The sequence below is a fragment of the Pseudomonas sp. genome (assembly GCF_017744435.1).
GTDB lineage: Bacteria > Pseudomonadota > Gammaproteobacteria > Pseudomonadales > Pseudomonadaceae > Aquipseudomonas.
This window is the reverse complement of record NZ_JAGIBG010000009.1, coordinates 17555-42679: the sequence shown is the minus strand read 5'-3', so window position 1 is coordinate 42679 and position 25125 is coordinate 17555. Positions and strand designations below refer to the sequence as shown.

General features: G+C 62.7%; 22 protein-coding genes. 16 read left to right on the top strand and 6 right to left on the bottom strand.

Going from position 1 to position 25125, the window contains the following annotated elements; all coding sequences use genetic code 11:
* The first annotated feature begins 10 nt into the window (after window positions 1-10).
* From rnr to J7573_RS08830, 8 genes are all read left to right on the top strand, one after another.
* Window positions 11-2596, top strand: coding sequence for a ribonuclease R (gene rnr, locus J7573_RS08865; RefSeq protein ID WP_294333080.1), 2586 nt, complete (start codon window positions 11-13; stop codon window positions 2594-2596).
* Window positions 2593-3339 (top strand): 23S rRNA (guanosine(2251)-2'-O)-methyltransferase RlmB, encoded by a 747-nt coding sequence (gene rlmB, locus J7573_RS08860; protein WP_294333077.1) that lies wholly within the window; start codon window positions 2593-2595, stop codon window positions 3337-3339. The genes rnr and rlmB overlap by 4 nt, the downstream gene beginning before the upstream one ends.
* A gap of 308 nt (window positions 3340-3647) precedes the next feature.
* Window positions 3648-4073: a 30S ribosomal protein S6 gene (gene rpsF / locus J7573_RS08855; protein WP_013974420.1), complete on the top strand. Its 426-nt coding sequence runs from the start codon at window positions 3648-3650 to the stop codon at window positions 4071-4073.
* A 28-nt stretch (window positions 4074-4101) separates the two neighbouring features.
* Window positions 4102-4332 (top strand): 30S ribosomal protein S18, encoded by a 231-nt coding sequence (gene rpsR / locus J7573_RS08850; protein ID WP_003249563.1) that lies wholly within the window; start codon window positions 4102-4104, stop codon window positions 4330-4332.
* Between the two features lie 33 nt (window positions 4333-4365).
* Window positions 4366-5229 (top strand): hypothetical protein, encoded by an 864-nt coding sequence (locus J7573_RS08845; protein WP_060485666.1) that lies wholly within the window; start codon window positions 4366-4368, stop codon window positions 5227-5229.
* A 20-nt stretch (window positions 5230-5249) separates the two neighbouring features.
* On the top strand, window positions 5250-5696 hold the full coding sequence (gene rplI, locus J7573_RS08840; protein WP_008101037.1) for a 50S ribosomal protein L9: 447 nt from the start codon (window positions 5250-5252) through the stop codon (window positions 5694-5696).
* Between the two features lie 111 nt (window positions 5697-5807).
* On the top strand, window positions 5808-7205 hold the full coding sequence (dnaB, locus tag J7573_RS08835) for a replicative DNA helicase (RefSeq protein WP_103446235.1): 1398 nt from the start codon (window positions 5808-5810) through the stop codon (window positions 7203-7205).
* A 104-nt stretch (window positions 7206-7309) separates the two neighbouring features.
* Complete coding sequence (locus tag J7573_RS08830) at window positions 7310-9613, top strand: YgiQ family radical SAM protein (protein ID WP_159412315.1); 2304 nt, start codon at window positions 7310-7312, stop codon at window positions 9611-9613.
* A gap of 122 nt (window positions 9614-9735) precedes the next feature.
* Here J7573_RS08830 and J7573_RS08825 read toward each other — a convergent pair whose 3' ends face one another.
* Window positions 9736-10323: a TIGR00730 family Rossman fold protein gene (locus J7573_RS08825; RefSeq protein WP_294332704.1), complete on the bottom strand. Its 588-nt coding sequence runs from the start codon at window positions 10321-10323 to the stop codon at window positions 9736-9738.
* Between the two features lie 348 nt (window positions 10324-10671).
* Between J7573_RS08825 and azu the strand changes: the two genes are divergently transcribed.
* Window positions 10672-11118, top strand: coding sequence for an azurin (gene azu, locus J7573_RS08820; RefSeq protein ID WP_294332702.1), 447 nt, complete (start codon window positions 10672-10674; stop codon window positions 11116-11118).
* A 43-nt stretch (window positions 11119-11161) separates the two neighbouring features.
* On the opposite strand, the gene nadE is transcribed toward azu, so the two are convergent.
* Together nadE and pncB are read right to left on the bottom strand one after the other, a co-directional pair.
* Entirely contained in the window at window positions 11162-11989 is an 828-nt protein-coding gene (gene nadE / locus J7573_RS08815) for an ammonia-dependent NAD(+) synthetase (RefSeq protein ID WP_294332700.1), read from the bottom strand.
* A 3-nt stretch (window positions 11990-11992) separates the two neighbouring features.
* On the bottom strand, window positions 11993-13198 hold the full coding sequence (gene pncB / locus J7573_RS08810) for a nicotinate phosphoribosyltransferase (protein WP_294332698.1): 1206 nt from the start codon (window positions 13196-13198) through the stop codon (window positions 11993-11995).
* A gap of 469 nt (window positions 13199-13667) precedes the next feature.
* Between pncB and J7573_RS08805 the strand changes: the two genes are divergently transcribed.
* From J7573_RS08805 to J7573_RS08780, 6 genes are all read left to right on the top strand, one after another.
* Window positions 13668-14804 carry an ABC transporter substrate-binding protein gene (locus J7573_RS08805; protein ID WP_294332694.1) on the top strand — a complete coding sequence of 379 codons (1137 nt, stop codon included), beginning with the start codon at window positions 13668-13670 and terminating at the stop codon, window positions 14802-14804.
* 154 nt (window positions 14805-14958) lie between these two features.
* Window positions 14959-15873: a branched-chain amino acid ABC transporter permease gene (locus J7573_RS08800; RefSeq protein WP_060510621.1), complete on the top strand. Its 915-nt coding sequence runs from the start codon at window positions 14959-14961 to the stop codon at window positions 15871-15873.
* Between the two features lie 2 nt (window positions 15874-15875).
* Entirely contained in the window at window positions 15876-17177 is a 1302-nt protein-coding gene (gene livM, locus J7573_RS08795; protein WP_152956978.1) for a high-affinity branched-chain amino acid ABC transporter permease LivM, read from the top strand.
* A complete protein-coding gene (locus J7573_RS08790) occupies window positions 17174-18049 on the top strand; it encodes an ATP-binding cassette domain-containing protein (protein WP_085676784.1) in 876 nt (291 codons plus the stop codon). Before livM ends, J7573_RS08790 begins: the two co-directional genes overlap by 4 nt.
* Entirely contained in the window at window positions 18046-18762 is a 717-nt protein-coding gene (locus tag J7573_RS08785) for an ABC transporter ATP-binding protein (protein ID WP_103445872.1), read from the top strand. Before J7573_RS08790 ends, J7573_RS08785 begins: the two co-directional genes overlap by 4 nt.
* Window positions 18763-19360: 598 nt before the next feature.
* Complete coding sequence (locus J7573_RS08780; RefSeq protein WP_294332680.1) at window positions 19361-20128, top strand: SDR family oxidoreductase; 768 nt, start codon at window positions 19361-19363, stop codon at window positions 20126-20128.
* Between the two features lie 147 nt (window positions 20129-20275).
* Here J7573_RS08780 and J7573_RS08775 read toward each other — a convergent pair whose 3' ends face one another.
* The 3 genes from J7573_RS08775 to J7573_RS08765 all read right to left on the bottom strand — a co-directional run bounded on the left by J7573_RS08775 (window position 20276) and on the right by J7573_RS08765 (window position 22627).
* Window positions 20276-21373 (bottom strand): AGE family epimerase/isomerase, encoded by a 1098-nt coding sequence (locus J7573_RS08775; RefSeq protein WP_294332677.1) that lies wholly within the window; start codon window positions 21371-21373, stop codon window positions 20276-20278.
* Between the two features lie 43 nt (window positions 21374-21416).
* Window positions 21417-22052, bottom strand: a complete 636-nt coding sequence (locus tag J7573_RS08770; RefSeq protein ID WP_152956971.1) for a TetR family transcriptional regulator — start codon at window positions 22050-22052, stop codon at window positions 21417-21419.
* Between the two features lie 122 nt (window positions 22053-22174).
* Window positions 22175-22627 (bottom strand): phage infection protein, encoded by a 453-nt coding sequence (locus tag J7573_RS08765; RefSeq protein WP_294332670.1) that lies wholly within the window; start codon window positions 22625-22627, stop codon window positions 22175-22177.
* A 341-nt stretch (window positions 22628-22968) separates the two neighbouring features.
* Here J7573_RS08765 and J7573_RS08760 point away from each other — a divergent pair, with 341 nt between their 5' ends.
* The gene (locus J7573_RS08760; RefSeq protein ID WP_294332667.1) at window positions 22969-25035 is read left to right on the top strand and encodes an AsmA family protein; all 2067 of its coding nucleotides are present in this window, start codon (window positions 22969-22971) and stop codon (window positions 25033-25035) included.
* The last annotated feature ends 90 nt before the right edge of the window (window positions 25036-25125 follow it).

Genomic DNA, 25125 nt, shown 5'->3' with positions numbered 1-25125 from the left:
ACCCCTTCTGATGGCCGATTGGCAATCCCTCGATCCCGAGGCCGCTCGCGAAGCGGAAAAATACGACAACCCCATTCCCAGCCGTGAGCTGATCCTGCAGCGCCTCGCCGACCGTGGCGAACCGGCCGCGCGCGAGGAGCTGGCGGCAGAGTTCGGTCTTTATGAAGAAGACCAGATCGAAGCCCTGCGCCGCCGCCTGCGCGCCATGGAGCGTGACGGCCAGCTTATCTATACCCGGCGCGGCACTTATGCCCCGGTAGACAAGCTGGACCTGATCTGTGGCCGTGTCTCCGGCCACCGCGACGGCTTCGGCTTCCTTATCCCGGATGACGGCAGCGAAGACCTGTTCCTCAGCCCGTCGCAGATGCGCCTGGTATTCGACGGCGACCGCGGCCTGGCCCGGGTCTCGGGTGTCGACCGCCGTGGCCGCCGCGAGGGCGTGCTGGTCGAAGTCATCTCCCGCGCCCATGAAAGCGTGGTCGGCCGCTACTTCGAAGAAGGCGGTATCGGCTACGTGACCCCGGACAACCCGAAGATCCAGCAGGAAGTGCTGGTGACTGCCGGGCGTAACGGTGGCGCCAAGATCGGCCAGTTCGTCGAGATCAAGATCACCCACTGGCCTACCCCGCGCTTCCAGCCGCAGGGTGATGTGGTCGAGGTGATCGGCAACTACATGGCGCCGGGCATGGAAATCGACGTTGCCCTGCGCAGCTACGACATTCCGCACGTCTGGCCCAACGATGTGGTCAAGGAAGCGCGCAAGTTCCGCTCCGAAGTCGAAGAGAAGGACAAAGAGAAGCGCATCGACCTGCGCCACCTGCCGTTCGTCACCATCGACGGCGAAGACGCCCGCGACTTCGATGACGCCGTCTACTGCGAACCACTGGGCAAGCTGCGCATGTTCTCTGGCGGCTGGCGCCTGTATGTGGCAATCGCCGACGTCTCCAGCTACGTACGCCTGGGCTCGGCCCTGGACAACGAAGCCCAGCAACGCGGCAACTCGGTGTACTTCCCCGAGCGCGTGGTGCCGATGCTCCCCGAAGAGCTGTCCAACGGCCTGTGCTCGCTGAACCCGCATGTCGATCGCCTGGCCATGGTCTGTGAAATGACCATGAACAAAGCCGGCCAGATGGTCGACTATCAGTTCTACGAAGGCGTTATCCACTCCCATGCCCGCCTGACCTACAACAAGGTCAGCAGCATGCTCGAGCATGCCCGTACCCGTGAGGGCAAGGCGCTGCGCGAGGAGTACAAGGAGGTCGTGCCGGACCTGAAGAACCTGTACAACCTGTACAAGGTGCTGGTGGATGCCCGTCACACCCGCGGTGCCATCGACTTCGAGACCCAGGAAACCCGCATCATCTTCGGTGACGAGCGCAAGATCGCGGAAATCCGCCCGACCGTGCGCAACGATGCCCACAAGCTGATCGAAGAGTGCATGCTGGCGGCCAACGTCGCCACCGCTGCGTTCCTGCAGAAGCACGAAGTGCCAGCCCTTTACCGCGTGCACGACGGCCCGCCGCCGGAGCGCCTGGAAAAGCTGCGCGCCTTCCTCGGCGAGCTGGGCCTGACCCTGCACAAGGGCAAGGACCCGTCGCCCAAGGACTACCAGGCCCTGCTGGCGAGCATCGCCGGGCGCCCGGACTTCCACCTGATCCAGACGGTGATGCTGCGCTCGCTGAGCCAGGCGGTGTACAGCACCGACAACAACGGCCACTTCGGCCTGAACTACGAGGCGTACACCCACTTCACCTCGCCGATCCGCCGTTACCCGGACCTGCTGGTGCACCGCGCCATCCGCAGCATCATCCGTTCCAAGGTCGACACCCCGCACGTCAAGCGTGCTGGCGCCATGAGCATCCCCAAGGCCCGTATCTACCCGTACGACGTGAATGCCCTCGACCAGCTCGGCGAGCAGTGCTCGATGACCGAGCGCCGTGCCGACGAAGCCACTCGTGACGTGGTCAACTGGCTCAAGTGCGAGTTCATGAAGGATCGCGTGGGCGAGACCTTCCCGGGTGTGATCACTGCGGTCACCGGTTTCGGCCTGTTCGTCGAGCTGACCGACATCTACGTGGAAGGCCTGGTGCACGTCAGTGCGCTGCCGGGCGACTACTACCACTTCGACCCGGTGCACCACCGCCTGTCGGGCGAGCGTACCGGGCGCAGCTTCCGCCTGGGCGACACCATCGAGGTCAAGGTCATGCGCGTCGACCTCGACGAGCGCAAGATCGACTTCGAAGTCTCCGAGCAGCAGCTCAATGCGCCGATTGGCCGCAAGGGGCGTGGTGCTGCTGCGCCAGCCGCCGAAAAGTCCGGGAAGTCCGAGCCAGCGGTCGAAGCCAAGGCCACGCCTAAGCCGCGCAGCCGCAAGAGCGAGACTGCTGAAGCGTACTTCCCGAAAGACGCGGTGCAGCGCAACGCCGAAGTGCGCAAGAGCCGTGAAATGAAAAAGGCGCTGATGAGCGAGGCGCGCACCAGCGGCCACGCCAGCAGCAAGTCGGACAAGGGCGGCAAGCCATCCGGCAAGCCGACCAAGCACCGTAAAGGCCCGCCGAAGTCCGGCGCACCACGCAAGAGCAAGAGCAAGTCATGAGTCAGCTGGAAAAGATCTACGGCGTGCACGCCGTGCAGGCACTGCTGCAGCACCATCCGAAGCGGGTCAAGCAGATCTGGCTGTCGGAAGGGCGCAGCGAGCCGCGCATCCAGACGTTGCTGGAACTGGCCGCGGAAAACCGCGTGCCGGTCGGCCAGGCCGAGCGCCGTGAGCTGGATGCCTGGGTCGAGGGCGTGCACCAGGGCGTGGTCGCCGAGGTGAGCCCGAGCCAGGTGTGGGGCGAGTTGATGCTCGAGGAGCTGCTCGAGCGCAGCGAAACCCCGCCGCTGATCCTGGTGCTGGACGGCGTGACCGACCCGCACAACCTTGGCGCTTGCCTGCGCACCGCCGATGCGGCTGGTGCCACGGCGGTGATCGTGCCCAAGGACAAGTCGGCCACCTTGACACCGGTAGTGCGCAAGGTGGCCTGCGGCGCGGCGGAGGTGATTCCGCTGGTGGCCGTGACCAACCTGGCGCGCACGCTGGAGAAACTGCAGCAGCGTGGCCTGTGGGTGGTGGGTACCGCTGGCGAGGCTGAACAGGAGATCTACCAGCAGGACCTGACCGGCCCGCTGGTGATGATCATGGGCGCGGAAGGCAAGGGCATGCGCCGGCTGACCCGCGAGCATTGCGACTTCCTGGTGAAGTTGCCGATGAGCGGTAGCGTGAGCAGCCTGAACGTGTCGGTGGCGACGGGCGTGTGCCTGTTCGAGGCTGTGCGCCAGCGTCAGGCCAAGCGCTGATCGCGTAAACCTGTTCTGGCCTCTTCGCGGGCATGCCCGCTCCCACTGGATTACCTCCTGCCCTGAGGGCAGCCGGGTACCTGTGGGTGCGGGCGCGCCCGCGAAGGGGACGGCGCAGGAATAAAGTATTTCAGGCTGTTCAAATATTCACCAATCACCTTGCTTGTGCGCCCCGCCTTCTCTACAATTGCGCCCCTTGCCGAGCTGGCAGGCGCCTATGTGCCTCCCCTCCGTGCAAGACATACAGTGTCATTCACTCCTTGTCTGACCAGATACGCTGGCAGACTACTAACCCGTAAGGAGCATTCATGCGTCATTACGAAATCATCTTCCTGGTTCACCCGGACCAGAGCGAGCAAGTCGGCGGCATGGTTGAGCGTTACACCAAGCTGATCGAAGAAGATGGCGGCAAGATCCACCGCCTGGAAGACTGGGGCCGTCGTCAACTGGCCTACGCAATCAACAATGTTCACAAGGCTCACTACGTGATGCTGAACGTTGAGTGCACCGGCAAGGCCCTGGCCGAGCTGGAAGACAACTTCCGCTACAACGATGCCGTTATCCGTAACCTCGTCATCCGTCGCGACGAAGCCGTAACCGGCCAGTCCGAGATGCTGAAGGCTGAAGAAAACCGCAGCGAGCGCCGTGAGCGTCGTGAGCGTCCTGAGCATGCTGAATCCGCCGACGGCGACGACAGCAATGACAGCGACTCCAGCGATAACGCTGACGAGTAATCCACGGACCTTTAGAGGAGCCTATTAAATGGCACGTTTCTTCCGTCGTCGTAAATTCTGCCGCTTCACTGCTGAAGACGTGAAAGAGATCGACTTCAAAGATCTCAACACCCTGAAAGCTTACGTATCCGAAACCGGCAAGATCGTTCCAAGCCGTATCACCGGTACCAAAGCTCGTTATCAGCGTCAGCTGGCTACCGCTATCAAGCGCGCCCGCTTCCTGGCCCTGCTGCCCTACACCGACAGCCACGGCCGCTGAGACCGGGTCGTCGACAAGCAGTAAGGGATTAGCATGCGAGCGTTAGCAAGTTTCATCATGCGCGGTCGTGTGCAGGCCACCCTGGTGGTGGTCATCAGCGCGGTACTGCCGCTGCTGTTCTGGTTGAGTGCCGCTGCCGGCAGCCTTGTGCTGCTGCGGCGTGGGTTCAAGGATGCTTCAACGGTCATCGCCGGCGGCCTGCTGGCCGGGCTGGCCGTGTGGTTCATGGGCGATCCGATCACCTTCCTGGTGATTGCCGGTGCCCTGGGCCTGGCCGCGCTGTTGCGCGCCGAGCATCCCTGGAGCCGTGTGCTGGTCGCCAGTGCCGTGTTCGCCGTGGTTTTCAGCCTCGTGCTCGACATGGCCCTGGCGCAGACCTTCGATGTGCTGGCCAAGGCGTTTGCCGAAGCCATGCCGAAAATCGAAGGCGAGCCGGTGCTCTCCGGTGAGCTGATCCGCCCTGTGCTGGTCGCTTCCACAGCAGTGACGGTGCAATTGTTCAGCGTGTTGGCCCTGGTGCTGGCGCGTTATTGGCAGGCAGCGTTGTACAACCCTGGAGGCTTCGGTCGCGAATTTCGCGAACTGAAGTTGCCGAAACAGACCATGGCGGTCTTGGTGGCAGTGATGGTGGTGGCTCCGTTTATCGGGTCGCAGTTCATCATCCTGGCATCGGCGTCGAGCCTGGTACTGGTGCTGGCTGGCATCGCCTTGATGCACGGCCTCGTGGCACAGGGGCGACTGGCCGGTTTCTGGCTGGTGGGCATGTACGTGACGTTGCCGCTGATCATGCAGCTGATCTACCCGTTGCTGATGGTCCTGGCCATTGTCGACAGCCTGATTGATTTTCGCGGTCGCAAGTCCCCTCCGGGGAAAGACTCCGCGAACGGTGAAGGTTAAAAGTTAAGAGGTTTTACCAAATGGAACTGATCCTGCTGGAAAAAGTCGCTAACCTGGGCAACCTGGGCGACAAAGTTAAAGTTAAGGCTGGTTACGGCCGTAACTTCCTGCTGCCATTCGGCAAGGCCACCGTTGCCAACGCCGCCAACCTGGCTGCGTTCGAAGAGCGTCGCGCCGAGCTGGAAAAAGCAGCTGCTGACCGTAAAGCTTCGGCTGAAAGCCGTGCTGCCCAACTGGCCGAGCTGGAAGTGACCATCACTGCCACCGCTGGCGACGAAGGCAAGCTGTTCGGTTCGATCGGCACCCACGACATCGCTGACGCCCTGACCGCCTCCGGCGTTGAAGTGGCCAAAGCTGAAGTTCGTCTGCCGAACGGCACCATCCGTCAGGTTGGCGAATACGACGTAGCCGTGCACCTGCACAGCGACGTTGAAGCCACCGTACGTGTGGTCGTCGTAGCTGCCTAAGCTGCGCTGACTGGTGGTCCCTCACGGGATAGCCGGTTAACATCGGGCACGGTCCTGTTCATTCAGGCCGTGCCCTTTGTCTTTTTCATCCTCCAGAATTCTTTCGTGGCCATGAACGAGATCACCAACTCCGAACAGCTCGACCTGCAAACCGCTGCCCTGAAGGTGCCGCCGCATTCCATCGAGGCCGAACAGGCCGTGCTCGGTGGCCTGATGCTGGACAACAACGCCTGGGAGCGGGTGCTGGACCAGGTGTCGGATGGCGATTTCTACCGGCATGACCACCGCCTGATCTTCCGTGCCGTGCACAAGTTGGCCGACGCCAACCAGCCATTCGACGTGGTGACCCTGCACGAGCAGCTGGACAAGGAAGGCGTCTCTTCGCAGGTCGGCGGCCTGGCTTACCTGGCCGAATTGGCCAAGAACACCCCGTCGGTGGCCAACATCAAGGCCTACGCCGCGATCATTCGCGAACGGGCCACGCTGCGCCAACTGATCAGCATCAGCACCGACATCGCCGACAACGCCTTCAACCCGCAAGGGCGTGGCGCTGCAGAAATCCTCGACGATGCCGAACGGCAGATCTTCCAGATTGCCGAGGCGCGGCCGAAAACTGGCGGCCCGGTGGGCGTCAACGAACTGTTGACCATGGCCATCGACCGCATCGACACGCTGTTCAACTCCGACAGCGACATCACCGGTGTGTCCACCGGCTTCACCGACCTGGACGAGAAGACCAGCGGCCTGCAGGCAGCCGACCTGATCATCGTCGCCGGCCGTCCGTCGATGGGTAAGACCACCTTCGCCATGAATCTGGTGGAAAACGCCGTGCTGCGCAGCGAAAAGGCGGTGCTGGTGTTCTCCCTCGAGATGCCAGGTGAATCGCTGATCATGCGTATGCTTTCGTCGCTGGGTCGCATCGACCAGACCAAGGTGCGTTCCGGTCAGCTGGACGACGATGACTGGCCGCGCCTGACCTCGGCAGTCAACCTGCTCAACGACCGCAAGCTGTTCATCGACGATACCGCCGGCATCAGCCCTTCGGAAATGCGTGCGCGTACCCGCCGTCTGGCCCGTGAGCACGGTGAAATCGGCATGATCATGGTCGACTACCTGCAGCTGATGCAGATTCCAGGGTCGGCCGGTGACAACCGGACCAACGAGATTTCCGAGATCTCCCGATCCCTCAAGGCCCTGGCCAAGGAATTCAACTGCCCGGTAATCGCCCTGTCGCAGCTGAACCGTTCCCTGGAGCAGCGACCGAACAAACGCCCGGTGAACTCCGACTTGCGTGAATCCGGTGCAATCGAGCAGGACGCCGACGTGATCATGTTCGTGTACCGCGACGAGGTGTACCACCCCGAGACCGAGCACAAGGGCGTAGCCGAAATCATCATCGGTAAACAGCGTAACGGCCCCATCGGCTTCGTGCGCCTGGCGTTCATCGGCAAATACACCCGCTTCGAGAACCTCGCGCCGGGCATGTACAACTTCGACGACGACGAATAAGCCACTGGCCTCACATGAATCCGACAACCACCGTCGGATTTGATCAAAATTTGTGCTATATTCCGCGCCCGCGATTTCCCTGCACACCAGAACCGGTCACTGACATGCAAGCAGCCAAACCACTCTACGACTATCCCAAGTACTGGGCCGAATGCTTCGGGCCAGCACCATTCCTGCCGATGAGCAGGGAGGAGATGGATCAGCTCGGCTGGGATTCCTGCGACATCATCATCGTGACCGGGGATGCCTACGTCGACCACGCGTCGTTCGGCATGGCCATCATCGGCCGCCTGCTGGAAGCTCAGGGCTTCCGCGTGGGCATCATCGCCCAGCCGAACTGGCAGTCCAAAGACGACTTCATGAAGCTCGGCGAGCCGAACCTGTTCTTTGGCGTCGCGGCCGGCAACATGGACTCGATGATCAACCGCTACACCGCGGACAAGAAGATCCGTTCCGACGACGCCTACACCCCGGGTGGCCTGGCGGGCAAGCGCCCGGACCGTGCCAGCCTGGTGTACAGCCAGCGCTGCAAGGAAGCCTACAAGCATGTACCGATCGTGCTGGGCGGCATCGAGGCCTCGCTGCGCCGCATTGCCCACTATGACTACTGGCAGGACAAGGTCCGCCATTCGATCCTGATCGACGCCAGCGCCGACATCTTGCTGTACGGCAACGCCGAACGGGCCATCGTTGAAGTGGCCCAGCGCCTGTCGCAGGGTGAAAGCATCGAGCAGATCACCGACGTGCGCGGCACTGCCTTCGTGCGCCGTGACACGCCGCAGGGCTGGTACGAGATCGACTCTACCCGTATCGACCGCCCGGGCCGCGTCGACAAGATCATCAACCCGTACGTGAACACCCAGGACACCCAGGCCTGCGCCATCGAGCAGGCCAAGGGCGACCAGGAAGACCCGAACGAAGCCAAGGTGGTGCAGATCCTCGACAGCCCGAGCGTGACTCGGGAAAAGTCGGTGATCCGCCTGCCGTCGTTCGAGAAAGTGCGTAACGACCCGGTGCTCTATGCCCACGCCAACCGCGTGCTGCACCTGGAGACCAACCCGGGCAACGCCCGTGCCCTGGTGCAGAAACACGGTGAAGTGGATGTGTGGTTCAACCCGCCACCCATTCCCATGACCACCGAGGAAATGGACTACGTGTTCGGCATGCCCTACGCGCGTATTCCGCACCCGGCCTATGGCAAGGAGCGCATCCCGGCCTACGAGATGATCCGTTTCTCGGTGAACATCATGCGTGGCTGCTTCGGTGGCTGCACCTTCTGCTCGATCACCGAGCATGAAGGCCGCATCATCCAGAACCGCTCCCACGAGTCGATCCTGCACGAAATCGAAGAGATGCGTGACAAGGTGCCGGGCTTCACCGGCGTGGTCTCCGACCTTGGCGGACCGACCGCCAACATGTACCGCATCGCCTGCAAGAGCCATGACATCGAGAAGCACTGCCGCAAACCGTCGTGCGTGTTCCCGGGCATCTGCGAAAACCTCAACACCGACCACAGCTCGCTGATCGAGCTGTACCGCAAGGCCCGTGCCTTGCCGGGCGTGAAGAAGATCCTGATCGCCTCGGGCCTGCGCTACGACCTGGCGGTGGAATCGCCGGAGTACGTCAAGGAGCTGGTCACCCACCACGTTGGCGGCTACCTGAAGATTGCCCCGGAGCACACCGAGCGTGGCCCACTGGACAAGATGATGAAGCCGGGCATCGGTACCTACGACCGCTTCAAGCGCATGTTCGAGAAGTTCTCGAAAGAGGCGGGCAAGGAGCAGTACCTGATCCCGTACTTCATCGCCGCGCACCCGGGCACCACCGACGAAGACATGATGAACCTGGCCCTGTGGCTCAAGGGCAACGGCTTCCGCGCCGACCAGGTGCAGGCGTTCTACCCGTCGCCAATGGCGTCGGCGACGGCCATGTACCACTCGGGCAAGAACCCGCTGCGCAAGGTCACGTACAAGAGCGAAGGGGTGGAGATCGTCAAGAGCGAGGAGCAGCGCCGCCTGCACAAGGCGTTCCTGCGTTATCACGATCCGAAGGGCTGGCCGATGCTGCGTGAAGCGCTGCAGCGCATGGGCCGTGCCGACCTGATCGGGCCGGGCAAGCACCAACTGATCCCGCTGCACCAGCCGCAGACCGACACGTACCAGAGCGCGCGCCGCAAGAACTCGACCCCGGCCGGCAGCCACAAGGTGGGCAAGGACCAGAAGATCCTTACCCAGCACACCGGCCTGCCGCCGCGTGGCAGCGATGGCAGCAAGCCGTGGGACAAGCGCGAGAAGGCCAAGGCCGAGGCGTTCGCCCGCAACCAGCAGGCGGCCAAGGAACGCAAGGAAGCAGCCAAGGGTGGTGGCGGCAAGGGCAAGAAGCCGCGCCAGCCAGTAATCCCGCGCTGACCTTGAAAGCTGCATAGAACCCTGTGGGAGCGGGCGTGCCCGCGAATGCGATGGTGGATTCACTGCCGCATTCGCGGGCACGCCCGCTCCCACAGGTTAGGTGTTCGGCCTACAGATCGAGATCAGTCAGGCTTCTTGTCGACCCACTTCGGCAACACTGGCGACTCGAACCGCTCCATCCCGTCCAGCAGCTCATCTGCCTGCTGCGCCAGCAGCAACATGGCCCGATGCTGCGGCCGCACGAAGCCTTCTTCGACGATATGGTCGAGGAACCCGCCCAGCTTCTCGTAGAAACCATTCACATCGAGCAGCCCCAGCGGCTTGGCGTGATAGCCCAGTTGCCCCCAGGTCCACACCTCGAACAGCTCTTCCAGCGTGCCCAGGCCACCCGGCAGGGCAATGAAGGCATCGCTCAGCTCGGCCATGCGCGCCTTGCGCGCATGCATGCCGTCGACCACTTCCAGCCGGCTCAGGCCTTTATGGCCGATCTCGGCATTCATCAGGCTTTCGGGAATAATCCCGATCACTTCACCGCCGGCCGCCATGGCCGCATCGGCGACGGTGCCCATCAGGCCCACCGCACCTCCGCCATAAACCAGGGTCAGGCCGCGACGGGCAATGGCCTGGCCAAGCGCAACGGCCGCTTCACGGTAGGCGGGGTTGGCGCCGATACTGGCGCCACAGAACACACAAACGGAACGTACAGACATCGTGCTTCTCCAGTCATATCGCTGACAGGGTAAAGCGAATAGTCTGACGTCTCCAATGTCGGTTTCACTCAGGACGGGAGAATTCGCAGCTGGCACCCGTGGCCCCCTGGGCGTAGGCGGCGAGCAGGCTGTTCATGAAACTTGAAAGGGACATTGCGATTGCTCCTAAATGAGAGGTTGTCCCATCGTCTATTAAAAGGGCATGATGTGCCCTTAGATTGGTTGTATACAATCCATTGAACAATTCAACTGTCTGGCCACTTGACACCCCCTTGACCCATATCAGCAGGGGGCTGAACGGTTTCAGGCAGTCTCGCGATTGATAAAACCCTGCCAAGGAGATTCATGATGTTTGCGAAAGCTGTAGCGGTATCCCTGCTGACCCTCGCCAGCGCCTCTGTCTTCGCAGCCGAGTGCTCGGTGACCGTCGACTCGACCGACCAGATGTCGTTCAACACCAAGGACATCGTCGTTGACAAGAGCTGCAAGGAATTCACCGTCAACCTGACCCACTCCGGCAACCTGCCGAAGAACGTCATGGGCCACAACGTGGTCATCAGCAAGGAAGCTGACATGCAGCCGATCGCTAACGACGGCCTGGCCGCAGGGATCGAGAAGAACTACCTGAAGGCCGGTGATGAGCGCATCATCGCCCACACCAAGATCATTGGTGCCGGCGAGACAGACAAGTTGACGTTCGATGTATCCAAGCTGGCAGCTGATCAGAAGTACGGTTTCTTCTGCTCGTTCCCTGGCCACATCTCGATGATGAAAGGCACTGTCACGCTCAAGTAAGCATGCAGTGAAAACCGGGGCCGCTTAGCGGCCCCGGTCGTTTTCACGGGGCGAACGGCAGTTCGCGCTTGTGCTGGGTCTTGCGGTAGGTGGCGACGATGATGTCGAACGCTTCCCTGTCCACTGGCAACCCATGCAGGAAGGCATCGATCTGCTGGTAAGTCACGCCATGCGAGGCCTCGTCAGGCTTACCGGGTTCCAGGTCTTCCAGGTCCGCCGTCGGCACCTTCTCCACCAGCGATTCCGGCGCACCAAAGCTGCGCGCAATCGCCCGCACCTGGTTCTTCACCAGTCCGCTCAGCGGCGCCAGGTCGCAGGCACCATCCCCGAACTTGGTAAAGAAGCCCATCACCGCCTCGGCGGCGTGGTCGGTGCCGATCACCAGGCCCGCGCGGGCACCGGCGATGGTGTACTGGGCAACCATGCGGGTGCGTGCCTTGACGTTGCCGACGACGAAGTCCACCAAGGTCGGCGAGCCATTCTTCAGCTCCACCACTTCCGCTGCCAGTGCGCGCACGGCCGGAGCGATGTCGACGGTGTGCACCTCATCGGCCTTGATCACCTCCAGGCAAGCCTGGGCGTCGTGCTCGTCATGCTGAACCTGGTACGGCAGGCGCACGGCGATGAAGGTGTAGGCCTGGTCGCCGGTGTCGGCGCGCAGCTCGTTGACAGCGCGCTGGGCGAGCAGGGCGGCGGTCAGCGAATCGACGCCGCCGCTGATGCCCAGTACCAGGGTCTTGAGCCGGGCATTGGCCAGGCAGTCCTTGATGAACGCCACGCGCCGGGCGACTTCGGCCTCGAGCGCAGCGGCGTCGGCGAACGGCGGCTGTACCTTCAGCGCCTGGGCAATCTCTTGCTGAACCGCTTGCATGGGTTACTCCTTGCTGGGGACTTTGAATACGTGACGCATGTAGGCGACGAAGTTCTCGTCGCGGCACTGGGTCTTGGCGGCTTCGTCGGAGATCTTCGCCACTGGCGAGCCGTTGCAGTCGGTCATTTTAAGCACGATGTTCATCGGCGCCACACCAGGGATGTCGCAGGTGAGGTTGGTGCCGATGCCAAAACTGACGTTGATGCGACCGCGCAGGGCACGGAAGATCTCCAGCGAGCGGGTCAGGTTGAGGCCATCGGAGAACACCAGGGTCTTGGTCATCGGGTCGATTCCCAGCTTCTGGTAATGGGCGATGGCCTTTTCCGCCCAGGCCACCGGCTCGCCCGAGTCATGGCGCAGGCCGTCGAACAGCTTGGCGAAGTACAAGTCGAAATCGTTGAGGAAGGCATCCATGGTGATGCAGTCGGTCAGGGCGATGCCGAGCAGGCCGCGGTACTCGCGAACCCAGCAGTCCAGTGCGGCGATCTGGCTGTCGATCAGGCGCGGGCCGAGCTGCTGGTGGGCCATGATCCATTCGTGGGCCATGGTGCCCAGTGGCTTGATATCCAGTTTCCATGCCAGGTCGACGTTGCTGGTGCCGACGAAACGGCCCGGGAAGTCGTCGCGCAGTACCCGCACCACGTCTTCTTGCACGCGGCTGGAAAAGCGCCGGCGGGTACCGAAATCGGCGACCTGGAGGTCGGCCAGTTCGTCGTCGCTGGCGTGGGCGCGCAGCCAGTCGAACTTGCGGTACAGCTGATCACGGGCCTCGGCCAGGCGCATGCGCGGGTGCAGGTGGCGGTTGCGCACTTCGCTGATGATGGCCAGCAGCGGCACTTCGAACAGGATCACGTGCAGCCAGGGACCTTTCAGGCGCAGGAACAGCTGGTCGTTCTCGATGCCGATGCGCACATAGCGCAGGTTGAAGCGGAACAGGCGCAGAAAGCGCAGAAAGTCGGGCTTGAGAAAGCTGATGCGTTCGAGAAAGGCCGGCTGGCCATCATCCAGGGTCAGGTCGCTGAGCAGTTCGAGCTGATGGCGAATCTCGCCAAGGTAGGGGCGCAGGTCCTCGCCGTTGCGGCAGCGGAATTCCCATTCGACGTCGGCGTCTGGGTAGTTGTGTAGCACGCCCTGCATCATGGTGAGCTTGTAGAAGTCGGTGTCGAGCAGGTTGTGCACGATGCGCTCGGCGAATGCGCTCTCGCTCATCAAAAGGGGCTCCAGAAGCGGCGAATGGAGGACATTGTGCCAGTCTTTTCGGTCTTGTTGTGTCTGGGCCGGCCTCTTCGCGGGCAGGCCCACGCCCACAGAGGCCGCGTAATGGCCAAATCAGGTGTTTTTCCGTGCACCAGCTAGCCTTGAAACAGTGCTGCCTGTAGCAGTCGCGCACCAGCGGTGTGCACTTCGGTGACGTCCACTGTTACAGGGCGGTTGCACGTAAACACTTGCCAGGGTTGCAATGATGGCACTCGACGGTTGCTCCTTGTCTGTACGTGTGGTGGCGCCTGCCGCGTGGCAGACGGTTGCACGCTCAATAAAGAAAAGGCCGTCGGTCGCCAGGGGGCGACCTTTGCAGTGTGTTTTCCCGGAAGACAAAACCGATGGCACGGCCCTTGCTCTGAGCACAGGGCTGAGAAGTTGTAGTGCCACACTAAAAAAACTCTAGGAGCACCACCTCATGTCGCAGACGTTTTACAAGAAAGGTTTCCTGGCTCTTGCCGTAGCTACGGCACTGGGTGTTTCTTCGTATGTTCAGGCCGACGTCAAGATCGGCGTCGCGGGTCCCATGACCGGGGCCAACGCAGCGTTTGGCGAGCAGTACATGAAAGGTGCGCAGGCAGCGGCCGACAAGATCAACGCCGCTGGCGGCGTGAATGGCGAGAAGATCGTCCTGGTGAAAGGCGATGACGCCTGCGAACCGAAGCAGGCCGTGGCCGTGGCCAACCGCCTGGTCGACCAGGACAAGGTGATCGGCGTGGTCGGTCACTTCTGTTCCTCCAACACCATCCCGGCCTCCGAGGTGTATGACGAAGCCGGCGTGATCGCCATTACCCCGGGCTCCACCAACCCGCAGGTCACCGAGCGCGGCCTGAACGCCATGTTCCGCATGTGCGGCCGTGACGACCAGCAGGGCATCGTCGCAGGCAACTACATCGTCGACGTGCTCAAGGGCAAGAAGGTCGCGGTGCTGCACGACAAGGACACCTACGGCCAGGGCCTGGCCGATGCGACCAAGGCGCAGCTGGAGAAGCGTGGCGTCAAGCCGGTGCTGTACGAAGGCCTGACCCGTGGCGAGAAGGACTTCAGCGCCGTGGTCACCAAGATCCGTGCCGCCGGTGCCGACGTGGTCTACTTCGGTGGCCTGCACCCGGAAGCCGGCCCGCTGGTGCGCCAGCTGCGCGAGCAGGGCCTGAAGGACGTCAAGTTCATGTCCGATGACGGCATCGTCACCGACGAACTAGTGGCCACCGCCGGCGGCGCGCAGTACGTCGATGGCGTGTACATGACCTTCGGCGCCGACCCGCGCCTGCTGCCGGAAAGCAAGGCGGTGGTCGAGGAGTTCCGCAAGGCCGGTACCGAGCCTGAAGGCTACACCCTGTATGCCTACGCCTCGGTCCAGGCCCTGGCTGCCGGCTTCAACGGCGCCAAGTCGAACAAGGGCGAAGACGCCGCCAAGTGGCTCAAGGCCAACCCGGTCGAAACCGTCATGGGCAAGAAGGAGTGGGACAGCAAGGGCGACCTGAAAGTCTCCGACTACGTGGTCTACCAGTGGGATGCCCAAGGCAAGTACCACCAGCTGGAAAAACAAAAATAATAACGGCAGCTGGCCCGGACGCCCGTCCGGGCCATTGCCCCTGCGGTACCTGTCCTTATTCGGAGACGTGCACGGTTCTGCGCTGCTGGGGCCGCTTCACCCGTGGCTTGTGGTAGTCAGCGTTCGTGCAGTCTCGCTCAGGTGAGATTGCGTTATGGATGGTATTTTCCTGCAGCAACTGGTCAACGGCCTGACCCTCGGGTCGGTCTATGGCCTGATCGCCATCGGCTACACAATGGTCTATGGCATCATCGGCATGATCAACTTCGCGCACGGCGAGGTGTACATGATCTCCGCGTACCTCGCGGCGATCAGCCTGGCATTGCTGGCTTACTTCGGTATCGAGTCGTTCCCCCTGCTGATGCTGGGCACGCTGTTGTTCACCATCGTCGTCACGGGCGTGTATGGCTTCACCATCGAGCGCATCGCCTACAAACCCCTGCGTAACTCCACCCGCCTGGCACCGCTGATCAGTGCCATCGGCATCTCGCTGATCCTGCAGAACTACGCACAGATCAGCCAGGGCGCCCGCCAGCAAGGCGTGCCGACCCTGCTCGAAGGCGCCATGCGTATCGACGTAGGCACCGGCTTCGTGCAACTGACCTACACCAAGATCTTCATCCTGGTGGCAGCCTTCGTCGGCATGGGCCTGCTCACCTATGTGATCAAGTACACCAAGCTCGGCCGCATGTGCCGCGCTACCCAGCAAGACCGCAAGATGGCCTCGATCCTTGGCATCAACACCGACCGGGTGATTTCCTACGTGTTCGTCATCGGTGCGGTGATGGCCGCGCTGGCCGGCGTGCTGATCACCCTCAACTACGGCACCTTCGACTTCTATGCCGGCTTCATCATCGGCATCAAGGCGTTCACCGCCGCGGTCCTGGGCGGCATCGGTTCGCTGCCAGGCGCCATGCTCGGCGGGATCATCCTGGGGATTTCCGAGTCGCTGTTCTCTGGCCTGATCAACTCCGACTACAAGGACGTGTTCAGCTTCTCGCTGCTGGTGATGATCCTTATCTTCCGCCCACAAGGCCTGCTGGGTCGCCCGCTCGTGGCTAAGGTGTGAACATGTCGATTGCCAAGATTGCTTCTGCCTCTGAAACCAAAGGTTTCGACATCAAGCGCAGCTTGCTCGAGACCATCGTCGCCGGCCTGCTGGCGCTCATCGTCTTTGGCCCGATCGTCGGTGTGGTGCTCGACGGCTACACCTTCAACGCCGAACCACGCCGGGTGGCGTGGCTGGTCGGCGGGGTGATGCTCGGGCGCTTCCTGCTCAGCCTCTACGTGCAGACCGCCGCCGGGCGGCGCATGCTCGAAGGCTTCGACAGCGGCGGGTCGGGCGTGCACGTCAATGCGCCGGACTACAAGTCGCGGTTGCGCTACATCATCCCGGCGCTGGTGGTGATCGCCATCATCTTCCCGGTATTCGCCAACAAGTACCTGCTGACCGTGGTCATCCTCGGCCTGATCTACGTACTGCTGGGCCTGGGCCTGAACATCGTGGTCGGCCTCGCCGGCTTGCTCGACCTGGGCTACGTGGCGTTCTACGCCATCGGTGCCTACGGCCTGGCGCTGGGCTACCAGTACCTCGGCCTGGGCTTCTGGAGCGTGCTGCCGCTGGCGGCCATCGCCGCAGCGCTGGCGGGGTGCATCCTCGGCTTCCCGGTCTTGCGAATGCACGGTGACTACCTGGCGATCGTGACCCTGGGCTTCGGTGAGATCATCCGCCTGGTGCTGAACAACTGGTTGTCGTTCACTGGCGGCCCGAACGGCATGCCGGCGCCGTCGCCGACCTTCTTCGGCCTGGAGTTCGGCCGCAGGGCCAAGGACGGTGGGGTGCCGATCCACGAGTTCCTCGGCATCGACTACAACGCCAACCTCAAGTTCGTGTTCATCTACGCCGTGCTGTTCATCGTCGTGCTGGCGGTGCTGTACATCAAGCACCGGCTGACCCGCATGCCGGTCGGCCGCGCTTGGGAAGCGCTGCGCGAAGACGAGATCGCCTGCCGCTCGATGGGCCTGAACCACGTGCTGGTCAAGCTCTCGGCCTTCACCCTCGGTGCTTCCACCGCAGGCCTGGCCGGGGTGTTCTTTGCCACCTACCAGGGCTTCGTCAACCCGTCGTCGTTCACCTTCTTCGAGTCGGCGCTGATCCTCGCCATCGTCGTGCTTGGTGGTATGGGCTCGACCGTCGGCGTGGTGATCGCGGCGTTCGTGCTGACCGTGGCGCCGGAGCTGCTGCGCAGCTTCTCGGAATACCGTGTGCTGCTGTTCGGTGTGCTGATGGTGCTGATGATGATCTGGCGACCGCGTGGGCTGATCCGCATCAGCCGTACCGGTGTGACCCCGCGTAAAGGAGTGGCGCCATGAGCGACGAAATCATTCTCTCGGTCGACAACCTGATGATGCAGTTCGGCGGCATCAAGGCGCTCAGCGACGTCAGCCTGAAGGTCAAGCGCAACCAGATCTTCGCCCTGATCGGCCCCAACGGCGCCGGCAAGACCACCGTGTTCAACTGCCTGACCGGCTTCTACAAGGCCAGTGGCGGGCGCATCGAGCTGAACGTGCGTGGCAGCCACACCAATGTCATCCAGCTGCTTGGCGAGCGCTTCCAGGCGGCGGATTTCGTGTCGCCTGCGCGCTTTGCCAACCGTCTGTACTACAAGATGTTCGGCGGCACCCACCTGGTCAACCGCGCAGGCCTGGCACGGACCTTCCAGAACATTCGCCTGTTCAAGGAAATGTCGGTGGTGGAAAACCTGCTGGTGGCCCAGCACATGTGGGTCAACCGCAACCTGCTGGCCGGGGTGCTCAACACCAAGGCCTACCGCAAGGCCGAGAGCGACGCTTTGGACCACGCGTTCTACTGGCTGGAAGTGGTCGACCTGGTCGACTGCGCCAACCGCCTGGCGGGCGAGCTGTCCTACGGCCAGCAGCGCCGCCTGGAAATCGCCCGGGCCATGTGCACGCGGCCGAAGATCATCTGCCTGGACGAGCCGGCTGCCGGTCTCAACCCGCAGGAGACCGAGGCCCTGAGCCGCATGATCCGAGTGCTGCGTGACGAGCACGACATCACCGTGGTGCTGATCGAACACGACATGGGCATGGTCATGAGCATTTCCGACCATATCGTCGTGCTCGACCACGGCAACGTGATCGCCGAAGGCGCGCCGCAGGAAATCCGCCACAACCCGACGGTGATCGCCGCCTACCTGGGTGCCGACGAAGAGGAACTGGTATGAGTGCACCCATTCTTGAACTGAAGGAACTGGACGTGTTCTACGGGCCGATCCAGGCGCTGAAAAAGGTGTCGATGCACATCAACGAAGGCGAGACGGTCAGCCTGATCGGCGCCAACGGTGCCGGCAAGTCGACCCTGTTGATGTCGATCTTCGGCCAGCCGCGGGCGGCGTCTGGGCATATCGTCTACCGGGGCACCGACATCACCCGCAAGTCGTCGCACTACATCGCCTCCAACGGCATCGCCCAGTCACCGGAAGGGCGCCGGGTGTTCCCCGACATGACCGTCGAGGAGAACCTGATGATGGGGACCATTCCCATCGGCGACAAATACGCCACTGAAGACATGCAGCGCATGTTCGAGCTGTTCCCGCGCCTGAAGGAGCGGCGCAACCAGCGGGCCATGACCATGTCCGGTGGCGAGCAGCAGATGCTGGCCATTGCCCGGGCGCTGATGAGCCGGCCGAAGCTGTTGCTGCTGGACGAGCCATCGCTGGGGCTGGCGCCGATCGTGGTCAAGCAGATCTTCGCGACCCTGCGCGAACTGGCCAAGAGCGGGATGACCATCTTCCTGGTGGAGCAGAACGCCAACCATGCGCTGAAGTTGTCGGACCGGGCTTATGTGATGGTCAACGGGCAGATACGCATGAGCGGGACGGGGCAGGAGCTGCTGGTCAACGAAGAGGTGCGCAACGCCTATCTTGGCGGGCATTGAGTTGCATCCCGGGGGTTGCCAGGCAGCCCCCGGTTCAAATGTGGACAACTTGTCGCATATCTTTCTCGACCCACTCGACAATCCCCTCGCAAGCCCTTGTTTCCACAGGTTGAATCTTTTCCACGATTAATGTGGAGCCGCCTGTGGAAAACATGGTGGCATCTCGCTCTATCCCTTTATTTGCAAGGCCTGCAAGGGTCTGGTCATAAATTGATCAGATGCCCTTTGTGCATGATTCCACACGTATTTTTTGCACAGGCCAAGCCCCGGGAAAGGTGCTTCAATATCTGTGGATAAGTCTGTGGGAAAGCCTTGGACAGACCGCTGCAGGCGGCATGCTTGAAAGCGTTGCGCCATCACCGAAAAGATATCCACCGACCACGGAACGCTGAAAGGGTTCCGCGCAGTGGACAAGTTGCCCCCAATCCGTGGGGAAAGCCTTGTGGATAACATGCGCATAGCTGGCGGCGAGCCCTCTGCCACAAGGCTTTGGGGCATATGAACAAAAAATGAACAGCGGCCCGGACGGCTTGCTGCCAGCGCCCGGCGCGGGCATGCTGCAAAGCTGTCGATGACCACCTACCGTGAGGAACAGAGCATGACATCCACCGTATTCATCACTGGCGCGACGTCCGGTTTTGGCGAGGCCACCGCCCGCCGCTTCGCCGAAGCCGGCTGGAAGCTGGTACTCACCGGCCGTCGCAAGGACCGCCTGGATGCCCTGTGCGCCGAACTGTCGGCCAAGACCGAAGTGCACGGCCTGGTTATCGACGTGCGTGACCGCAAGGCCATGGAGCAGGCCATCGCCAGCCTGCCGGCCGGCTTCGAGAAAATTCGCGGCCTGGTCAACAATGCCGGCCTGGCATTGGGCGTGGATGCGGCGCAGAACTGCAGCCTGGATGATTGGGAGACCATGGTCGACACCAACATCAAAGGCCTGATGTACACCACCCGGCTGCTGCTGCCACGCCTGATCGCCCACGGCCGTGGCGCGTCGATCCTCAACGTGGGTTCGGTGGCGGGCAACTACCCGTACCCCGGCAGCAACGTGTATGGCGGCACCAAGGCCTTTGTCGGCCAGTTCTCGCTGAGCCTGCGCTGCGACCTGCGTGGTACCGGCGTGCGGGTAAGCAACATCGAGCCGGGCCTGTGCGAGAGCGAGTTCTCACTGGTGCGCTTCGGCGGTGACCAGGCCAAGTACGATGCCACCTACGCCGGTGCCGAGCCGATCCAGCCGCAGGACATCGCCGAGACCATCTTCTGGATCCTCAACCAGCCGGCGCACATCAACATCAACAGCCTCGAGCTGATGCCGGTGAGCCAGGACTGGGCAGGGTTCTCGATCGACCGTTCGGCCAAGGGTTGATCCGAGGCTCTGCCACCGACCAGTGGGAGCGGCCTTGTGTCGCGAAAGGGCTGCGCAGCAGCCCCGGGGTTTCAGCGCAAATGCACAAATTGCTGGGGCTGCTTTGCAGCCCTTTCGCGACACAAGGCCGCTCCCACAGGGGAGGTTTCAGGCCAGGCGCTGCAGACCTTCCAGGCAAGTAGCCAGGTGGTAGGGCGTAGTCGAAGGCATGTCATGCCGGCTCACCGCCCCTTCACCATCGCGGCACTCATACCAGCCACCTGCATGCAGGAACTGCTGTTCCATTGCCTTCAGCTGGACCAGCAGCTTCGCTTCATTCCCCGAGCGCAACACCAGTGCCCGCAGGTATTCCGCCTGTGCCCAGATTCGCTGGGTAGCATCGAGCACGTTGCCTTCCACATCGAGCATGGCCAGCACTGCCGCATTGTTCACCCCGCACAACTCGGCATAGCCGAAGGCCCGCTCGATGGAGGCATGCAGCGCGGTCCCGCGCAGCAGCGGCGAGGTTTCCAGCAGGTAGAACCATTCGAACTGATGCCCCGGCTCGAACCAGTTATCCACAGCGCCCCGTGGTTTCTCCAGCATCAGCCCATGCTGTGCTTCGATGAAATGTTCTTGCAGGGCTGTGCATAACTGCAGCAGAGATTCCTGCACGTGCTCGTCCTCGCGTACCGCCAGTACTTGCAGGAAAGCCTCGGCCAGGTGCATCTGCGGGTTCTGCAGCGGGCCGCTGCCGAGGTCGGCCCAGTCTTCGCCGAGGCTGGCTTCATACAGGCCATCATCCCGCGCGAATTGCTCGTCGACCACTTCCAGGGCGGCATTGAGGGTGGCTTCCACCAGCCCTTCGCCGACCTTGCCCCAGTAGTGCGCGCACGCGAATACGATGAAGGCGTGGGTGTAGAGGTCCTTGCGCCGGTCCAGCGGTTTGCCCTCGGCGTCGATGCTGTAGAACCAGCCGCCATGCTCGGCATCGTGGAAGTGTTTCTGCAGCGAACGGAACAGCGCCGCCGCCCGCTCGGCCGCGCCCGGTTGTTCGATACGGCTGCTGAACAGGTAAAGCTGGCGAGCACAGGCCATGGCCCGGTAGCGCTGCACTGGCAACGGGCGGTGCTGGGCGTCCAGGGCCTCGTAGGGCAGGGCCATGTCGGCGTTCCAGCCCGGCCCTTGCCACAGCGGCACGATGCGTTCGGCGAAGTGCTGGTTGAAGCGGGCCAGTTCGGGCAGGGTGGGGCGGGGGTTGGGCATGTCGGCGCTCGTCGCTTTCGGGCAGGGCGCCATGGTAGCAGAACTAGGGTTGTGGGTTGCCCAGGCCTTGCCAGTGGCGCGCGCCGACGAAGATGAAGCGCAGTTGCTGGGTGATCTTTTCCTGGGCGCTCAGCACCTGTGGATAACCCGGCTCCGGGCTGTCGATCAGTTCCGGCAGGGTGGCGAACACGGTTTTCACCACCAGGTCGGCCATCACCGCCAGCGCGGCGTTGTCCAGATGCTGCCAGCGCTTCATCCGCGCCAGGTCGGTAGCCAGGTCGTCGCTGATGTCCTGGCGCAGGCGGGCGATGGCCTGGCGCACGGCTTGCGAGCCGCCGTACTGCTCGCGGGCGAGGAACAGGAACTGGGCGCGGTGGGCGGCGACCACGTCGAGGAAGATGCGTACCGAAGCATCGGTGATGCCGCCGAGCTCGAATTCGTTGTGCCGTACCAGTCGGATGGTCTGGCGGAACGTGGCGTCGACTTCGGCCACCAGGGCCAGGCCCAGGGCGTCCATGTCGGAAAAGTGCCGATAGAAGCCGGTAGGCACGATGCCTGCCGCCTTGGCCACTTCGCGCAGGCTCACGCTGCCAAAGCCACGGCCGCTCTCCATGAGCTGGCAGGCGGCATCCAGCAGGGCCTGGCGGGTCTGTAGCTTCTGTTCGGCGCGCGGCAGCATGGGGCGGGCTTCTGTGACGGTGAGGCTGGGCACTCTAGATAAAAAAACGAAGCCCGGTCAATGGACCGGGCTGGGAGGGGAGCAAGCCGTGTGACAAAGGTTGTTCTTTTCGGCCATGGCGATCAGCTCACGTGGCTGATTGCAACCAGGCGATCCGAGCCACCTTCAGCTACGCGGCCACTGCGTTCGATCAGGCGGTCCGAGCCACCTTCGGCAACACGGCCAGAGCGTTCGATCAGGCGATCCGAGCCACCTTCGGCAACACGGCCAGAGCGTTCGATCAGACGGTCCGAGCCACCTTCGGCAACACGGCCAGAGCGTTCGATCAGACGGTCCGAGCCACCTTCGGCAACACGGCCAGAACGTTCGATCAGGCGATCCGAGCCACCTTCGGCAACACGGCCAGAACGTTCGATCAAGCGATCCGAACCACCCTCGGCAACTGTTTTGAGCGGTTGGGCGATTTCAGCAGCGCTGGAGCGCGATTCGGCGGTCAGGTGCTGGTCAGCAGCTGGCAAGGCGAAGGCGTTGGCAGCAAGGATCGACAGGGTCAGGGTCAGCAGGGTGCGTTTCATGGTTCGGTGCTCCTCTCGGGGGCTGGAAAGTGGGTACGAAGCCAATGCTACGCCCGGTGACGCCAGAGAGAAGTTCATACGGGTAATGGTAACAATCGACGGTATTGATAGCGTCCGCTGAACGCTCTATCCCAGCTGTTTCAGGGTGTGGTGCGGCTATTTGCCAGTAATGATTCGAGGCGCTGGAAGACCCAGCCCAAGACCAAAAGTTGAGCAAGAAACCCGAAAAAAACTCGCTATCATGGCCGTCTCCGATAAAACCCAGCGGGTTTTCATCAGTCCGAGATATTGAGTGCCATCGTTACGCCTGCTTTGTGCCATGCCGTCAGGAGAATCACGCAATGACGCGTCCCGCCAGAATCCTCGTCTGGACCTTAACCACCCTGTTGACCCTGCTGGCGATCCTGGTGGTGATCATCGCCACCTTCGACTGGAACCGCGTCAAGCCGCTGCTCAACGAGAAGGTTTCCGAGGCCCTGCATCGGCCATTCGCAATCAATGGCAACCTCGCCGTGCGCTGGCGCAGCGAGCCGGAAGAAGGCGGCTGGCGCGCCTGGGTGCCGTGGCCGCACTTCATTGCCGAAGACCTGACCCTGGGCAACCCTGACTGGCTCAAAGAGCCGCAGATGGTCGGCCTGGAGCGCGTGGAGTTCCGCCTGGCGCCGCTGCCGCTGGTGTTCCAGCAGATCAGCATCCCGCGCATCGACCTGACCAAACCCACCGCCAGCCTCACGCGCCTGGCCGATGGCCGCGCCAACTGGACCTTCGACTTCGGGCCCAAGGACGAGAACGAGGAACCGTCCAAGTGGCAGCTGGACATCGGTGCCATCGGCTTCGACCAGGGCAATGTCAGCTTCGATGACCAGACCTTGAAAACCAGCATGAAGGTGCAGATCAACCCCTTGGGTAAACCGATCCCCTTCAGTGAAATCGTCGGCAAGGCCAGCGCCGACAAGGTTGGAGGCGCCCAGGATTATGCGTTCGGGCTCAAGGCCGAGGGCCGCTACAAGGGCCAGCCGGTGTCCGGTACTGGCAAAATCGGCGGCCTGCTGGCGTTGCAAGACGCCAGCCAGCCGTTCCCGTTGCAGGCCGACGTGCACATCGCCGATACCCATGTGGTGCTCGCCGGTACCCTGACCGACCCACGTAACCTCGGCGCGCTGGACCTGCGCCTGCGCCTGTCCGGTGCCAGCCTGGGCAACCTCTACCCGTTGACCGGCGTAACGCTGCCCGACACCCCGGCCTATTCCACCGACGGCCGGCTCAGCGCCAACCTGCATGCAGCCGAAGGCGCGACCTTCAATTACCAGGGCTTCAACGGCAAGATCGGTGACAGCGACATCCATGGCGACCTGGCCTTCGTCGCCAGCCAGCCACGGCCCAAGCTCTCCGGCAACCTGGTCTCCAACCAGCTGCTGTTCAAGGACCTGGCCCCGCTGATCGGCGCCGACTCCAATGCCGAGCAGAAAGCCCGCGGTGGTGCCAGCAAGCAGCCGGCCGACAAGGTGCTGCCGGTAGAAGAGTTCCGCACCGAACGCTGGCGGGCCATGGACGCCGACGTCACCTTTGCCGGCAAGCGCATCGTGCACAGTGAAAAGCTGCCCTTCAACGACCTGTCCGCCCACGTGATCCTCGACGACGGCCTGCTGCGCCTGGAGCCCCTGCGCTTTGGCGTGGCCGGTGGCAGCCTGGCCTCCAACATCCGCCTGGACGGCCGCAACGTACCGCTGCAGGGTCACGCCCAACTGACGGCGCGTGGCTTCAAGCTCAAGCAGCTGTTCCCCAGCTTCGCGCCGATGCAGACCAGCTTCGGCGAGCTCAACGGCGATGCCGACCTCAGTGGCCGCGGCAACTCGGTTGCGGCGTTGCTGGGCACAGCCAATGGCAACCTGCGCCTGTTGATCAACGATGGCGCCATCAGCCGCAGCCTGATGGAGATCGCCGGGCTCAATGTCGGCAACTATGTGGTTGGCAAGCTGTTCGGCGACGAAGATGTGAAGATCAACTGCGCGGCGGCGGATGTCGGGATCAAGGACGGGCTGGCGACCACGCGGTTGTTCATCTTCGATACCGAGAACGCGATCATCTACATCAATGGCACGGCCAACTTTGCCACTGAGCAGCTGGACTTGAAGGTCACCCCGGAATCCAAGGGGTTGCGGTTGTTCTCGCTGCGTTCGCCGCTGTATGTGCGCGGGCCGTTTGCCAAGCCGAGTGCCGGGGTGCAGGCGGTGCCGCTGGCGCTGCGCGGGGCGGGGATGGTTGCTTTAGGCGTGGTTGCCGGGCCGGCTGCCGGGTTGCTGGCGCTGGTGGCGCCCAGCAGCGGTGATGAGCCCAACCAGTGCACGCCGTTGCTGCAACAGATGAAAGCCGGCAAGGCGCCGGCTGCGGTGAAAAAGCAGAAATAGCTGGGGGCCGCCTAGCGGCCCATTCGCGGGACAAGCCCGCTCCTACAGGGATATACGATCACTTGTAGGAGCGGGCTTGTCCCGCGAATG

What these genes read in the sequence shown, in the direction of transcription:
- J7573_RS08845 (WP_060485666.1), top strand. Translation starts at nt 4,366, where the DNA reads ATGCGAGCGTTAGCAAGTTTCATCATGCGCGGTCGTGTGCAGGCCACC.
- rpsR (WP_003249563.1), top strand. Translation starts at nt 4,102, where the DNA reads ATGGCACGTTTCTTCCGTCGTCGTAAATTCTGCCGCTTCACTGCTGAA.
- J7573_RS08765 (WP_294332670.1), bottom strand. Translation starts at nt 22,627, where the DNA reads ATGAAACGCACCCTGCTGACCCTGACCCTGTCGATCCTTGCTGCCAAC.
- rlmB (WP_294333077.1), top strand. Translation starts at nt 2,593, where the DNA reads ATGAGTCAGCTGGAAAAGATCTACGGCGTGCACGCCGTGCAGGCACTG.
- J7573_RS08775 (WP_294332677.1), bottom strand. Translation starts at nt 21,373, where the DNA reads ATGCCCAACCCCCGCCCCACCCTGCCCGAACTGGCCCGCTTCAACCAG.
- J7573_RS08760 (WP_294332667.1), top strand. Translation starts at nt 22,969, where the DNA reads ATGACGCGTCCCGCCAGAATCCTCGTCTGGACCTTAACCACCCTGTTG.
- azu (WP_294332702.1), top strand. Translation starts at nt 10,672, where the DNA reads ATGTTTGCGAAAGCTGTAGCGGTATCCCTGCTGACCCTCGCCAGCGCC.
- J7573_RS08780 (WP_294332680.1), top strand. Translation starts at nt 19,361, where the DNA reads ATGACATCCACCGTATTCATCACTGGCGCGACGTCCGGTTTTGGCGAG.
- rplI (WP_008101037.1), top strand. Translation starts at nt 5,250, where the DNA reads ATGGAACTGATCCTGCTGGAAAAAGTCGCTAACCTGGGCAACCTGGGC.
- rpsF (WP_013974420.1), top strand. Translation starts at nt 3,648, where the DNA reads ATGCGTCATTACGAAATCATCTTCCTGGTTCACCCGGACCAGAGCGAG.
- J7573_RS08790 (WP_085676784.1), top strand. Translation starts at nt 17,174, where the DNA reads ATGAGCGACGAAATCATTCTCTCGGTCGACAACCTGATGATGCAGTTC.
- dnaB (WP_103446235.1), top strand. Translation starts at nt 5,808, where the DNA reads ATGAACGAGATCACCAACTCCGAACAGCTCGACCTGCAAACCGCTGCC.
- pncB (WP_294332698.1), bottom strand. Translation starts at nt 13,198, where the DNA reads ATGAGCGAGAGCGCATTCGCCGAGCGCATCGTGCACAACCTGCTCGAC.
- J7573_RS08825 (WP_294332704.1), bottom strand. Translation starts at nt 10,323, where the DNA reads ATGTCTGTACGTTCCGTTTGTGTGTTCTGTGGCGCCAGTATCGGCGCC.
- J7573_RS08785 (WP_103445872.1), top strand. Translation starts at nt 18,046, where the DNA reads ATGAGTGCACCCATTCTTGAACTGAAGGAACTGGACGTGTTCTACGGG.
- livM (WP_152956978.1), top strand. Translation starts at nt 15,876, where the DNA reads ATGTCGATTGCCAAGATTGCTTCTGCCTCTGAAACCAAAGGTTTCGAC.
- nadE (WP_294332700.1), bottom strand. Translation starts at nt 11,989, where the DNA reads ATGCAAGCGGTTCAGCAAGAGATTGCCCAGGCGCTGAAGGTACAGCCG.
- J7573_RS08800 (WP_060510621.1), top strand. Translation starts at nt 14,959, where the DNA reads ATGGATGGTATTTTCCTGCAGCAACTGGTCAACGGCCTGACCCTCGGG.
- J7573_RS08770 (WP_152956971.1), bottom strand. Translation starts at nt 22,052, where the DNA reads ATGCTGCCGCGCGCCGAACAGAAGCTACAGACCCGCCAGGCCCTGCTG.
- J7573_RS08805 (WP_294332694.1), top strand. Translation starts at nt 13,668, where the DNA reads ATGTCGCAGACGTTTTACAAGAAAGGTTTCCTGGCTCTTGCCGTAGCT.
- rnr (WP_294333080.1), top strand. Translation starts at nt 11, where the DNA reads ATGGCCGATTGGCAATCCCTCGATCCCGAGGCCGCTCGCGAAGCGGAA.
- J7573_RS08830 (WP_159412315.1), top strand. Translation starts at nt 7,310, where the DNA reads ATGCAAGCAGCCAAACCACTCTACGACTATCCCAAGTACTGGGCCGAA.